The sequence below is a fragment of the Methylobacterium mesophilicum genome (assembly GCF_022179445.1).
Lineage (GTDB): Bacteria > Pseudomonadota > Alphaproteobacteria > Rhizobiales > Beijerinckiaceae > Methylobacterium > Methylobacterium mesophilicum.
Genome location: NZ_BPQU01000014.1, coordinates 15,808 through 29,685, shown reverse-complemented (window position 1 = coordinate 29,685; position 13,878 = coordinate 15,808). Strand labels below are relative to the sequence as shown.

At 59.8% G+C, this 13,878-nt stretch carries 9 protein-coding genes; 5 read left to right on the top strand and 4 right to left on the bottom strand.

Annotated features, from left to right (window positions below):
• The first annotated feature begins 525 nt into the window (after nt 1-525).
• The 4 genes from MFF40_RS15285 to MFF40_RS15270 all read left to right on the top strand — a co-directional run bounded on the left by MFF40_RS15285 (nt 526) and on the right by MFF40_RS15270 (nt 6,914).
• On the top strand, nt 526-2,673 hold the full coding sequence (locus MFF40_RS15285) for a tetratricopeptide repeat protein (protein WP_238261142.1): 2,148 nt from the start codon (nt 526-528) through the stop codon (nt 2,671-2,673).
• Between the two features lie 325 nt (nt 2,674-2,998).
• Entirely contained in the window at nt 2,999-4,426 is a 1,428-nt protein-coding gene (locus MFF40_RS15280; RefSeq protein ID WP_238261140.1) for a phosphohexomutase domain-containing protein, read from the top strand.
• A 744-nt stretch (nt 4,427-5,170) separates the two neighbouring features.
• Nucleotides 5,171-5,851: an adenylyl-sulfate kinase gene (cysC, locus tag MFF40_RS15275; protein ID WP_238261138.1), complete on the top strand. Its 681-nt coding sequence runs from the start codon at nt 5,171-5,173 to the stop codon at nt 5,849-5,851.
• Nucleotides 5,852-6,203: 352 nt separating this feature from the next.
• Nucleotides 6,204-6,914, top strand: coding sequence for a hypothetical protein (locus tag MFF40_RS15270; RefSeq protein WP_238261136.1), 711 nt, complete (start codon nt 6,204-6,206; stop codon nt 6,912-6,914).
• A 253-nt stretch (nt 6,915-7,167) separates the two neighbouring features.
• On the opposite strand, the gene MFF40_RS15265 is transcribed toward MFF40_RS15270, so the two are convergent.
• The 3 genes from MFF40_RS15265 to MFF40_RS15255 all read right to left on the bottom strand — a co-directional run bounded on the left by MFF40_RS15265 (nt 7,168) and on the right by MFF40_RS15255 (nt 10,043).
• Nucleotides 7,168-8,412, bottom strand: a complete 1,245-nt coding sequence (locus tag MFF40_RS15265; protein ID WP_238261134.1) for a KpsE/RkpR family capsule polysaccharide export protein — start codon at nt 8,410-8,412, stop codon at nt 7,168-7,170.
• A gap of 646 nt (nt 8,413-9,058) precedes the next feature.
• Nucleotides 9,059-9,496: a response regulator gene (locus tag MFF40_RS15260; RefSeq protein WP_238261132.1), complete on the bottom strand. Its 438-nt coding sequence runs from the start codon at nt 9,494-9,496 to the stop codon at nt 9,059-9,061.
• A 31-nt stretch (nt 9,497-9,527) separates the two neighbouring features.
• Nucleotides 9,528-10,043, bottom strand: a complete 516-nt coding sequence (locus MFF40_RS15255) for a GAF domain-containing protein (protein ID WP_238261130.1) — start codon at nt 10,041-10,043, stop codon at nt 9,528-9,530.
• A gap of 927 nt (nt 10,044-10,970) precedes the next feature.
• Between MFF40_RS15255 and MFF40_RS15250 the strand changes: the two genes are divergently transcribed.
• Nucleotides 10,971-12,164: a flagellin N-terminal helical domain-containing protein gene (locus tag MFF40_RS15250; RefSeq protein WP_238261128.1), complete on the top strand. Its 1,194-nt coding sequence runs from the start codon at nt 10,971-10,973 to the stop codon at nt 12,162-12,164.
• A gap of 805 nt (nt 12,165-12,969) precedes the next feature.
• Here MFF40_RS15250 and MFF40_RS15245 read toward each other — a convergent pair.
• Nucleotides 12,970-13,293, bottom strand: a complete 324-nt coding sequence (locus MFF40_RS15245) for a hypothetical protein (protein WP_238261126.1) — start codon at nt 13,291-13,293, stop codon at nt 12,970-12,972.
• Between the last annotated feature and the right edge of the window lie 585 nt (nt 13,294-13,878).

Sequence of the window (13,878 nt, the reverse complement as noted above, 5' to 3'; positions counted from 1 at the left end):
CACCGGCAGTATATACACCCGGGGTAATTTTATCAATCACTTCTAGCATCTAACCTGACTCAAAACATTCGAACCCTAGTCCTTCCCCAAACGGATCTAATTGGCCAGCCTCCTAAAAGCTTTGTATCGCCAAACCAAATTAACACGAAATACAATCGCGGAGCACGTCTCAACTGTAACGCGCGCCGTATCCCACACCAAATCCAAACAAATACTCTAATCGACTTTACGCAACTTAACGACAAGGCTTCAAACGACGTCCATCTTCCTCGCTGTTTTTGGCAAAACGAACCCAGTTACCATTTGGTGCTTGAGACCGCGGGGATGAAGCGGACCTCAGCAAACTGCCCTGACTATCTTTTCGCTAAATGCTGATCTTGTAGCGCTCGGCATTGAGCTTGCACTTGTAGACCGTCAGGCACGGTGCAGTCGCAAGATGATCGCCTCGTTGCGCACAGAATTAACTGAGTTCATATAATGTTAACCTTCTTGCCGGAGAGTTGCGGATCAAAGAAGGGCTCAGGAATGCTCGATCATCACGGCGGACGAGCAGGCCGCTCTGCCCAAGGTGGCACGGCCCAGCGCTTTCTCGCGAAAGCACGTGACCACCGCGCCGCTGGCCGAAATGATCGGGCGCGCAACAACCTTAGCCGTGTGCTCGGCGCCGAACCGAACCACCCTGAGGCGCATTACGAGCTCGGCCAGCTCCTGGCCGCTAGCGCGCCTGAGAAAGCCGTCACGCACTTTATCACCGCACTCAGAGGCGCTCCCGAGAAGCCGGCTTATTGGCTCGCTTTGGCCTCGGCGCTGCTCGCTGGCTTGAGGCTGCCTGATGCACGCTCGATCCTGGAGAAATATAAGACCCAAACTTTCGGCTCAGAGTCGCTGGCGCTCACAAAAGCGTTCGTTGCGCGCACCGTCATGGCTGCGCAATCCCGCTACGATCTTGGCAAGTTCCAAGAGGCGGATGCACTGATTGACCTTGTCATTCTTCTCGATGAGCATCACGCATACGCGACCTATCTTGCTGGAGCAGTCGCTGCCCGGACGAATCGAGCTGAGCTGGCCTTCGACTTGATCAGCATCGCGATATACCGCGAGCCGAAGAACGCTCTGTTCTACAGTGGACTTAGCTCGGTTCTCACCAACCGTGGTGATCATGACGGTGCTATCTCTGCACTGGAGAAGGCGCTCGAACTCGATCCGGACCTGGCGATGGCACATGCCAACATCGCGGGCGTATATCAACGTCGATTCCGATACGGCGAGGCTCTGCGGCACGCTGAGCGGGCGATCGTCCTGGAGCCCGGAAATGCCGGCGCGCATAGCAACCGCGGCAGCGCCCTGCTGGCTCTCGGTCGCCTCGGCGAGGCGGTCGAAGCCTTCGACCGGGCGCTCGCACTCGATCCCTCCAAGCTGTTCGTCGCCTCCAATCGGCTTTTCGCCAAGCTCTATTCCGCCGATGTGCCGGCCGAGGAATACGCCGCGGACGCGCGGGCATTCGGCCAACGCTTTGCGGATCCGCTCCTGCGCCGACGGCCGTTCTCCAATGATCGCGATCCAGATCGCCCCCTACGTATTGGATTCGTCTCGGGTGACTTCTGCAACCATGCCCTGGTCCGCTTTTTTGAGCCCTACCTGCGTGCCGTCGACCGGGCGAGCTTCACGACTTTCGCCTACATGACGCACGCCAGCGAGGACGCTGTGTCAGAGCGGCTGCACCCTTTGTTTGATCGCTGGCATAACATAGCAGGGCTAGACGACGACGAGACTGCCGACCTGATCGAGCGCGACGCAGTAGACATCCTTGTCGACCTTTCCGGGCACAGCGCCGGCAACCGCCTGCTGGTGTTCGCGCGCAAGCCCGCGCCCGTTCAGGTCAGCTGGATCGGGCACCCCGCAACCACTGGACTGACAGCGATCGATTATCGGTTGTCTGATTCACTCATCGATCCGATCGGGTCAGCCGAGGCCCTGCACACGGAGAAACTTTGGCGGTTGCCGAAGGTTTGGGTAACCTACGGGAGTCCCGATTATCTGCCGCCGGTGCGCGAGCGAGCCCCCTCCGAGGATACTAGCTACGTCACGTTCGGGTGCTTCAACCGCCTGACTAAGATTAGTAATGAGGCACTGCAAACTTGGGCACGGATCATGGCGGCGGTGCCAGATGCTCGCCTGTTCATGGTGGTGGGAGACATCGCGGATCCAGATATCCGCAGAGCTGTCGAGGAACGTCTTAGCGCAAACGGGATGCCGCTCGATCGAATAATTTTCCAGCCGCGCGTCAATGCTGACTATTATGAACTTTACCATCAAGTAGACATCGCCCTGGACCCATATCCGTATAACGGAGGCACGACGAGTTATGACACACTATCCATGGGCGTGCCGTTTGTAACGTTGCGCGGCGGACATGCGGTGGCACGCCACGGCGTCTTAGTTCTCACGTCGGTCGGACTTCCGGATTTAATCGCTGATAGCCCGGACGCTTATGTTGCAATCGCTCGAGATCTCGCCTACGACCGCATTCGCCTTCGCTCGATCCGGAGTTGTCTACGCGAACGTATGCAGGCCAGTCCGCTTATGGATCACCGCGGCTTCACTGATGATGTCGGCTCAGCTTTTAGGAGCATGTGGCAGCGTTGGCTCACGGACAGTGCGCTTCAGCTGTGATATTTGCTAATCGTAGGGATAAAAACCTTTCCGCGCTATTCCTATGAACGCGGTGAGATAGCCGCATAGCGAGCACCTCCCTTTTTACCGATCCGTAGTGAGCACAGCACAGCTATCGCGTTGCGCTGACGTTGCTGGCATCTCGGATCGTAGCTTGCGTCGGGTCTTCATAGGCCGACAGTGTCTCTCGATTCCTCGCTCGATGCAGGATGTTTCCACTTGTCCGCGTTAGACTCCGCATACGTAGTTCGGACGTTGTGATGAAACGCGATACGCGGCATTAATCCACCGGGGCGCATCCGAGCGCCAGGTCGATGGAAATTCCGTGAGCAGTTTAAAATTCGGCACCAGTGGCCTGCGGGGCCTCGTGACGGACCTCGTGGGCTGGCCGAGCTACGCGTACGCCAGCGCGTTCTTCCGATCTGTCTCGGCAGACGGTGGCCCCCGCGCGGTCGTGATCGGCCGTGACTTGCGCGACAGCAGCCCAGGCATCGCCGCGACGGTGGCGAGCGCCGCAGCGGCCTCCGGTTTTACGGCGATCGATTGCGGTGCCCTCCCGACCCCAGCCCTCGCACTCGAGGCAATCCGGCGCGGTGCCTACGCCGTCATGGTCACGGGCAGCCATATCCCGGAAGACCGCAACGGTCTGAAATTCTATCGGCCCGACGGCGAGATCACCAAAGACGATGAGATCGCGATCCTGGCCGCCCTGGGCGACATCACGGCAGTTGGCCAGATGCCGACATCCGTCCCCGCAACCCCAGAACCCCAGGCGGTCGAGCGCTACCACCGGCGCTACAGCGATGCGTTCTCGCCCGAGACGCTGAAGGGCATGCGCATCGCGGTCTATCAGCAGAGCTCGGTCGCGCGCGACTTGATGACCGAGTTGCTCACGAGCTTCGGGGCGAACGTCGAGCCGATTGGCCGTTCGGACACGTTCGTGCCGATCGATACGGAGGCGCATCGGCCCGAGGATATCGCCTTCATCACCAAGGTCATGGCGTCGGGCGATTACGACGCGCTGGTGACCACCGATGGCGACGCGGACCGGCCTCTGGTGGCCGATGGGGCGGGACGGATCGTGCGTGGAGACGTGCTCGGGCTGATCACCGCGCGCTTCCTTGGCATCGACGCAGTCGTGGTACCGGTCACAGCCGGCTCAGCGCTGGAGCGGTCCGGCGGCTTCAGTCAAGTCGTGCGCACCAAGGTGGGCTCGCCCTTCGTCATCGCCGGCATGGAGCAGGCAAAGGCGGCCGGGGCAGGGGCCGTTGCCGGCTTTGAGGCAAACGGCGGGTTCTTGCTCGGCTCGGACATCACCATCGGCGGCGAGAACCTGGCCGCCCTGCCGACACGGGACGCGATGCTCCCCATCCTGGCCACACTCACCGCGGCGCGGGAGGCGGGCACCGCGCTGGCTGATCTCGTCGCATCGCTAGACGTGGGCGAGATGGCGAGCGACCGACTCCCGAACACGTCCTCCGAGCAAAGCAGCGCGTTTCTCGGCCAGCTCAGCGATGAAAGCTTCCGAGCCCAGTTCCTCCGACCAATCGGATCACCCCACGCGGTCGACCAGCAGGACGGGATCAGAATCAGCCTCGACGGCGGACGGACAATCCATTTTCGGGCCTCGGGCAATGCCCCTGAACTGCGATGCTACGCGGAAGCTAAGTCGGCACAAGACGCGCAAGCTCTCGTTCGGTGGGGCCTGACAGCGGCCGCCGCCACAATGTCGGAAAACGCTGGCCGATCCTGATAGCCAGGTGCCTCGACTGGATGCCGATGCGCCACCACGAGTCCGCCTCACATCGCCTTCGGCCCGAGCGAACATCGGGCCGAACCGCAGACCGGGTGCCAAGGCCACTCTTCCACCGCCCGCTAAGTTGCACACTTCGTACGTCCGTTGCGACATCACTGAATCCGACCGTACCATTTGATCGTGAGATCGAGGGAGATAGGTACAGCGAGGAAGCGGGCATCCAGCCGAACAAGCAGCCTGAAACCGGGGGCAAGTTACAACCGAGTGCTACGACGCGATCAGCTCGACGCCCGGTCGCTACACCGTAATCGAGCGTCGTAAAGCAGTGCTACATTCCTTCGTGGAAAGCGCGCGGGCACTGTAGGCCTTCGGCTAAAGATAGCGCTTTACGCTGGACGCCGCTACGTAAAAATTACTTATTCAATGCAAAGCCTATTTATTTAACTCGCAATTAAGATATTTAGACTGTGATCACAAAGCAAGTTCTTTTACATTTTACATAATGAGCGGGTCGATAGTACTATGTGATGATCAAGGCGGAGGGTATAGTTTCTTTCGTGCAGAGAGGCATCGGGGCCCTTGCATTGAACCGACGGGGACCGAGACCCGACTGTTTGACCCGTCGACGCTAAAGCGAGGCCACCACCTCAGAGCGAACAGTCACTCAACGTGACGTTGAGGCAACACTGCCTATCACGGTTTCGTGTAAGATCTATCTGGGGGTCGATCGAGGGGCGAACCGTGGGTTTATCATCCGACCTGGGCGGGGACCGCAATCTGACGTGGCACACGCTGCAGGCGCGCGAACTTCGCTGGCGCACGCTCGGACAACAACCGGTCATCGCATGGCTGACCGGTCTCTCGGGATCGGGGAAATCCAGCATCGCCAACGCTGTCGATCGGAAACTGACCCAGGCTGGTCGTGCCACCATGGTGCTCGACGGCGACAACTTACGGCATGGGCTCAGCAGAGATCTCGGCTTCACCGACGCCGACCGGATCGAGAACATTCGCCGGGCCGCCGAGACCGCCAAGCTGATGGCGGAGGCGGGGGTCATAACCATCGTGTCACTGATCTCGCCATTTCGCAAGGAGCGCGCGGCGGCACGAGCTGCTGCAGGCGATGTCGCGTTTCTCGAGGTCTTCGTCGATACGCCACTCAAAATTTGTGAGGCCCGAGATCCGAAGGGCCTCTATGAACGAGCCCGGTCAGGCACAATCCCGAATTTCACCGGCATCTCCGCCCCCTACGAGGCGCCGAATGAACCAGACCTAACGCTCGTGACTGAAGGACGAAGCATCACCGCATCAGCCATGCCGCTCATCAGCACGCTGATGCACCTCAGTGCGCAGAGATTCAGTCAAGATAGAAGATCTCAACCTGACAGTAGCGAGCGCTCTTTTTCTGAGATGCGCTGCTAAAGCTACCTTTTTTGCTGAACGAGCTGGCTTTAATTAAATCCCTGCCTTAACGCAACCAAAATAACTGCGCCTAAAACCTTCTGTGCACTCCACCCGATCGGAACGCACGTCGAAAAATGCTTTAAACATGCACAAAAGACTGATCATACATATCGGACCTCACAAAACGGGCACAACGTCCATACAACATATGCTCTCTAGATTTTCGCGGAGCGAAAATTCGAGCTTTTGCTACCCATGCCTGGAAACTAACCAATTCGCACACCACTCCCTGGCGGAAGCGATCTATAGATCCGACGCTGGCGAATTGAGCAGGCTCCGGACGGAAATCGAGAACTCTTCAACCACTTGCGTGCTTTCAAGCGAGGAGTTTTGCTATCTTCCACAAAGCGCGCTTATCAAATTCAAAAAATATCTAGGCCGCGCCGAGGTATCAGTCGTCTATTACGCCAGAAACTTCCTGCAAAGCTTGCATCCATGGTGGCAAGAGCAGGTCAAGCACGGAAGTACGCAAACTTTTATCGAATTCACAATCAATTGCCTCGCACATCCAAACAGCCTTCATCTCCTCATTCCGGGCGTGATGCTCAAAAATTGGGCCGAAGTCTTTGGCCGCGACGCCATTGAAATCTTTTTGTACGACACCATCGCAGACGTCGTACGTCAATTCGCCGGAGAGATACTTGATTTTACAGTCCCAGGCGACTTCGACACCAGCGCAAACTCATCCTACAATTACATCCAATCCGAAATAATGCGATTTTGGAATAGCATTGGCTCCCGAGGTAGCGAACTTATCCAGCATTCGCGAGCGCACGAGTTAACCGCAAATATCACCGCGGAGTCGAGAGACTACGTGAAACAATTTTCGTTAAATTACGAGATGTCGGGCTTCTCAGATTGTGAAAGGGTGCTACTCAAGGATTGGGGAGACCGCATTAAGCCCTCAGTCGGACAGCATATTTTTGAGAAAAGAGAGCAGTCATTCTCTTATCTTCATCCCGACTTTTGGATGTTGCGATCAGAGCTCGCTGAACAGCTACGCGCATTTACTGCTCGATAGCCGTTCAGATTCGCCAATTGATCTCATCCTGTCGAATCTGCCTTGGGGCGGGGAGCATCATTCCGATAGCATCTTTATCAGTTTAAACCATTTGGTTTTATCAGTGAATATTCAGCGCCTTGTCAAACAGGCATTACAATGAATGCGGCATGTGGGGTGGGATGACATGCCAAGCACATCGCGCGCTTGGCATGCTCCAATAAGACAGATCTATTTTACAGAAGGGCAGGGGATGAGTTTTCAGCTTTCGGCATCAACTCATCATCGTCTTCCGAGTGAACATGGCTGCCGCAAAGAAAACAGCAGCTCCGGCAGACACCAAGCTTATCATTAAAAGGCGCCGAGGCTCCGTGGCGGAATCCGCTTTGATTGGTGCGGTAATCATACTGAAGAACTGAGGTTGCCGAGCGACTAAAATCCGTGCTCGGTCATTCGCTTTACGAACCTCTTCGGCGTATTTGACTGCGCTTTTCCGCTCATGGTCGAGAGCCTCGAACCGCGTCAGCGCGCTTGCGAGCTGACGTTTCTGGTTCGGATCCTGACCGGTAGCTTGCCGTTCTATTCGAGCGATGTTGTCATCGAGATCTCTGATTTGCTGTTTGATATCGATCATCCGGCGGGATTCTGGACCGAGATCCCGCTGGCCGATCGACTGCTGAACGGCCAAGTTGATGCGGGCGCCTCGCAGCTCTGAGACGAGCTTGAGGTTGGCCTCGTTTGATTTTTGGGCATCGAGCAGACCCTCCCGATTGCGCAGGTCAGTCTGCGCGATCTCGAGCTTGGCGACACGTTCCTCGGCAATCTTCAGTTCGCGCCCGCTCTCGACCAAAGCATCCTCACGCGCCCTCAAACTGAGGTTGCCCAGCATCTGCTCGGCATCCTTCAGGATCGCTTGTGTGATCGCCAGGGACTCGTCCGGATCAAACGCCTCTACCGTCAGTCCCATAATGCCCGAGGCTGACTCGACGTCGATGGACACCCGCCGTTTCCAGTAGCGAAGGGCTTTCTCGATCGGCTTCTCAGGGTTGAGCCGGGACGCGTAATCGACGCTGTCGCGGCCGAACCACTCGCGGATCGGCAGTTGGGCCTCGATCTGCTCCAGCATCGGCCGGCTCAGGATGTACTCCTGGGTGATCAGCGTGTCTTGCGCGATCGTCGAACTCACCACGCCGACACTGGTGCCGACGGCATCGGGCGCCGCCTTATCGGCCGTGCCGACCGAGGGGCGGATGGCGAACTTCACCTCGGTCACGTACCGATCCGAGGCGATCAGGCCATAGTACAGCGCCCCAACCAGCGTCGGCACCACGAAGCAGACCACGAACAGGATCAGGATCCAGGGATCGCTTTTGACGTGGCTCTGGTAGGACGTCACACCCTTCTTGCGGTCCCGGAAGCTGGGAACGTTTGGTAACCGCTGCAGGACCTTGGCGATCGCTTTTTGGTTCTGAGGGGCGGCGATGGGCTGTCCGCCGGCCTTCCGAGCTTCCATATTCATGGACCAGTCCCTGACGCTGGCGATCCGCGAGGTTTCGAGACTCGGCCGGATACCGGCGACCTCAATGCGGCTGCGTGCATGGGCAGTCCCATCAGCTCGCGGCAAAAGCATGTCGGCCCTAGCGCGATCAGGTCCGCGCCGATCTCGATGGCGTGATGGATCTCCGGGATGGTCAGGAGCTCGCTCATGGATGTGAAACGCAGAGCGACATTCTCGCCGTCACCGTTTCCCAGGCATCCTGGTCCGAGACAATCCCTGCGAAGCCGTACTCGGCCGGACCCGATCGATCAGTACCTCTGCGGCCGTCGCGGTCAAAAGCTAGGCCTTCGCCCTCGGCCTCACCAGGGCCTACCGCGCCCTGATGTCGGGGAAGCCGCCCCCTTAAGGAGGGGTTGGCCAGTAAAATGCCGGGACGGCTCTCGAGGCGATGCAGGGCACGGACCGCGGCGACGCGTTGGTCGGCCATACCCGGGTCATTGGCGGTACGAAGATAGAAGCAGTACGGCAGCGTGTCGGTCGTGGTTCAGAAGCCCGTGCCAGAGACCAAGCTTGGCCCGCTCGCCTCTTGTAGCTCGCTCGAACGCGGTCATGAACCGAGGTGGACGTTGACGCGGGCAATTCGATTTCGCCACGAACGCCCGCTCGGCTAATCCATCACCACGACGGTCGGCCGTGAGTGATCCCACTTGCCGTGAGGAAACGCGTGCTTCCTCTCCACCGCAGCAGCGATCTGCGCGCTCAGATCGGCTGGCGTAAACGGCTTCAACAGCACGCCATCGACGCCGGCCTCGCCCGCCGCTTCCACCATCTCGCCAGTTCGCGAGGTGGTCATCACGAACGTCAGCGCCCGATTGTCCGTCAGCCTCCGTACCAGCATGATAAATGCGGTGACGCGCATCGGACCGACCCGCGCGTCGATCACCGCGATGTCGGGTGCGGTCGCCTCGATCTGCCCGCGTGCGGTGAGGGTGTCGAAGGCGACATCCGAATTCGTCAGACCGGCTGAGCCGAAAATTTTGGCCACGAGGCGCGCGACCGCCACCTGACCATCGACGATGAGAACACGTGCGTCCGAGCGTAGCATCGCTCAAGCCTCCTGTGGCAGCGGGGCGAACTCAGACACGCTGATGTTCAGCAGAACGCGCGGCTTGCCGGACCCAAATCTCGCCCGCGACCCGGTCAGCCAAATGTCGCAACGTGGGGACGTCGATCTCATTCGCGGTGCGCGGGCGCTGATCGATGATGCACAGCGCACCGAGACGGATGCCATCTCCGTAGTAGAGCGGAGCCCCCGCGTAGAACCGCACGTGCGGTGGTCCGACCACGAGCGGATTCGAGGCAAACCGCGAATCTTGCCGCGCATCGGGAACGATCAAGACTACGTCCTGTGCGACTACATAATTGCAGAATGACGCGTCTCGCGTCGTCTCACAAATGTCCAAGCCGACGCGAGACTTGAACCACTGCCGCCGCGCGTCGAGCAGTGTGATAAGTGCGACCGGCGCGTCGAAGGTCAGGGCGGCTTCTCGGCAAAGATCGTCAAAAGCGGGATCTTGCGGCGTATCGAGTAGGTCGAGATTTTCCAAAACGGCGAGGCGTTCAAGTTCATTAGCGGGAACAGGATACGTCATGCTGCAGTACTCGAACCGCGATCGTGCTCGACCGATTCTGAGCCAATAGGGATAAGAATCAGTTAGGCGTTCCGAGGCGGCGACCTCGGCCTAACGACACACTGATCGACGACGTCAATCAGGACCTCGAGCGACAGATGACGGAGCCTGAGGGAGGTCTGGAGGCCAAAAACCACTGATCACTGCCGACAAGCGCCCGGCCTTTATTTATCCAGGATCCCATCGGAATTGCAGTGACGGGGGCTTTTTCATCCCGGCGACGGAGGCCGAACTCACCAATCGTCGCCTGAAACGCCGCTCGTGGTTGTGATGTTAAGTTTGACGCAGACGATAGCTGATGCGGTTCAGACGAGGTGGGCGTTGCGGCACACCCAGGTCCTTCGTCAGGCGCCTCGATACCCGCTTTTGCCGTTGCCCTTGGTACTCTCGTGCTGCGGCTCCTCGTACTCCTTGTCGTCAAAGGCACCCATATCACCGGGCTCGGACTCGCCGGGCGATCGAGGCCCCTGCGGTCGCACGGCGACGTCACTCGGGGGATAGGGGCGAGCGTTAGAAGGAGCCTCTGTGACTACCTCTTGAGCTGGGGTTGGTTCGGTACGACTCATCGCACGCTCTCGATCCATTGCGCTCCAGTTTGAAAAAGGAACTCAGGGTGACGTGGTTCCGAAACGGCAGATGGCTGTCAGCCGTAATCCGGCGCACCTTTGCCCTCGCCTTACGGGACCGCGGGCACCAGCCCGCGATAGCGGCGCAGCTCCTCCAACGCCATCGCCCGAGCAGCGATCGAGGGAGAGAGGTCCGTACAAGCAGCACCTCGATCTCCTCGGACCATCGAGCGAAGAGTTTCTTGAAGTGCCACCGCAATAAGATTTCATTCATCCTATCGTGCAAAAAAGCAGTGCACGCTCAATGATGGATGCGTAACTAATGTCTTCTAGCGTCACGCTTACCGCGGCCACCCGCCAGAACCTGCTCTCGCTGCAGGATACGGCTGCGCTGACCGCGACCACCCAGAACCGGCTCTCCACGGGCCTGAAGGTCTCCTCGGCCCTCGACAACCCGGTCAACTTCTTCACCTCGCAGTCCCTCAGCCAGCGCTCGGGCGACCTCGGCAACCTGCTCGACGGTATCTCGAACGGGATCCAGTCGATCCAGGCCGCCAACCAGGGCATCACCTCGATCCAGAAGCTGGTCGATCAGGCCAAGTCGGTCGCCAATCAGGCGCTGTCCACCCAGATCACCACCACCGGCACTGCCTCGACCGCCTACTCGGCCCCGGCCGCTGCAACCACCCTGAACCTCTACGTCAACGGCTCGGCGACCACCGTCGCGCTGGCCACGGCCGACACCCTCGACCAGGCCCTGACCAAGCTCAATGCCGCGGTCGGCGCCGGCAGCTTCTCGAAGAGCACCGACGGCACCAAGATCGTGATGAACGCGTCATCCGACTTGGAATTCAAGACTTCGGCCGACCAGACCGCGCTCGGCTTCTCGGGCGGCACGGCCTCCTCCGGACCGACCTACGGCACCACCGCCGCGGCCGGACAGAGTTCGGACCTCAGCGTGTCGGGCGTCACAGCCCGCGCGACGCTCGCGACGCAATACAACAGCCTGCTGACGCAGATCGATCAGCTCGCCGGCGATTCGAGCTTCAACGGCACGAACCTGATCAACGGCAAGAGCGACAACAACAACCTGACGATCAACTTCAACCCGAAGGGCAACTCGAACCTCACGGTCACCGCGACCGACGAGACCTCGGGTGGCCTGGGGCTGACCTCGATCACCAGCACCTCGACGAAGACGTCGACGATCGGGCAGGGCAACTTCCTGCTCAACGCCGACATCAACACGACCCTGAACAAGCTCACGACCGCCTCCAGCCAGCTGCGGACGGACTCGTCGACCTTCGGTTCGAACCTGTCGGTGGTGCAGAACCGTCAGGACTTCACTAAGAACTTGGTCAACGTGCTCGACACAGGCTCATCGAACCTGACGTCCGCTGACTTGAACGCTGAAGCTGCGAACTCGCAAGCCCTGTCCACCCGTCAGTCGCTGGGCATCTCGGCCCTGTCGCTGGCGAACCAGGCGCAGCAGGGCATCCTGCAGCTCCTGCGCTAAGCGTCCGCTGCATCGTAGACGTCGCGGCTGGGGTCATCCCCCAGCCGTTTCGCGTTGCGTGCGTGCTCGTATCGGCCCCTCGGCGTGGCGCATCTCGATAGGCTGTCCATTGAGGTGGGTACTTGGACGGCGCTCAGAAGGTCGCCGACGTGGACCTGGAAGGGAGCCTAATCCCGTGCCATGAAGCCGGTCGGCAACGACGAGACCGACGGCAAGTGGCGCGAGCGGTTCAAGCACGCACAGGTGTCTTGGCTGCGCGTGTGGGCACCGAGCCGCGACCTGGCGGCGGTGCCGCGGGTCCGGCACCGCCCCGGATCAGGAGCCGCCGGGAATCTGCATCCAACCTTCGGTCGCGTCTTATCCGTGATCTTTGCCGGTCGCCGCGGAAGCGTGCGTGGGAATGTCTCGCGGCGCTACCACCGTGCTTGCTGTCCCGAGGAATGCCATGCCGAGGCAGGCGAACCCCAATGCCTTCATGCGGCGAGAGGGATCTCGAACCGCGCGTTCGTGAGCTAGCACGTCGTACGCTGCAGCCCGATTTGAGTTGGCACGATCGTTGAGCATGACGCCCTCCGTCCACCCCGCAGAATTACGGGCTCGGATGGGGGCTAAATGGTCTGACCTACAGGGCGATGTCCTGTTTGTTGCAGCCGAAATCCATCCGGCCAAATCGTCTGTTGCGGCAACCCGCCGGGCGATCCGCTTCGAGCTGCGCCCCCTCGAGCAGCGGGCCAGCAGCATGCCTGAGCCCATAATGATCAGCGCGGGACCATCGAGGTCGATCACCCCTCGCGGGTGGACCGCATCACTGGAGGGAACGTCCCTCCGGTGCCATTGAGCGTCCGGCATCGATAAGAGCGCGAACCTTGCGCATCGCATGCAGCATGATGTCGGGGTGGGCGACGTCGCTCGCGTGCTCAGCGGCGAAGCTGTCCAGCGCTTCCGTGATTTGGTCCTCGATCTCGTCCATCAAGGCGAGACCGTCCGATCCCTCACGACGCAGGTGCGCCCCCGCGAGCGTCAGGTAGGCCGCGCTGGCAAGGAGAAACGCCACACCATTCGCCTCCTGTGCGGCGGCCGAGGGCGGCTCATCGCAGCTTGTATTGTCAGCCGACCGGTCATCAATCATCGAAATGCACCCCTAGTCGTTGTTCAGAGAGCGTATACGCTCATCACCATGCTGCACGCAGCCGTGAATATTGCGCAAACAATCGATATCTATTGACGTCAATACAATACAAAGGCTCATGCCTGCCTTCGTAAGACATCTTTTGGTTGTGGCGACGAAGTTGTGGGCGCGGGGTTAGTTCGTCGCGGCGGAAGATGCCAGCAGCTGAGACCTTCAGCGCCGCCGACCCGGCCGATTGCGCTGAGCGAGAGGTCCGCCAGCGGCTACGCGCTGATCCTCGACGGGTCGAGATCGGACGCAGGACCCAGCAACTTGCCGACTGCTACAGCGCGATCATGCACGCGATCGTGGAAGCTCCGTGCGGAGGCCGACTGCGAGGACGCGAGCAAAGACGTGTTGGCGCCTTGCCAGGGGTGAACCCGTGACTTCGGTTCCGCTCCGCTACTGCAGATGGACGCGTGCGAGGGCCATCTGGTGCGCCCGGCATACTGCGGTCGAGAGTGGTCCGGGCCGGTCATCTCGGACGCTCACCAACGACCGATCGCGTGCCGCAGCCAAGGCATCGAGCGCTGCCGACGCAGATGC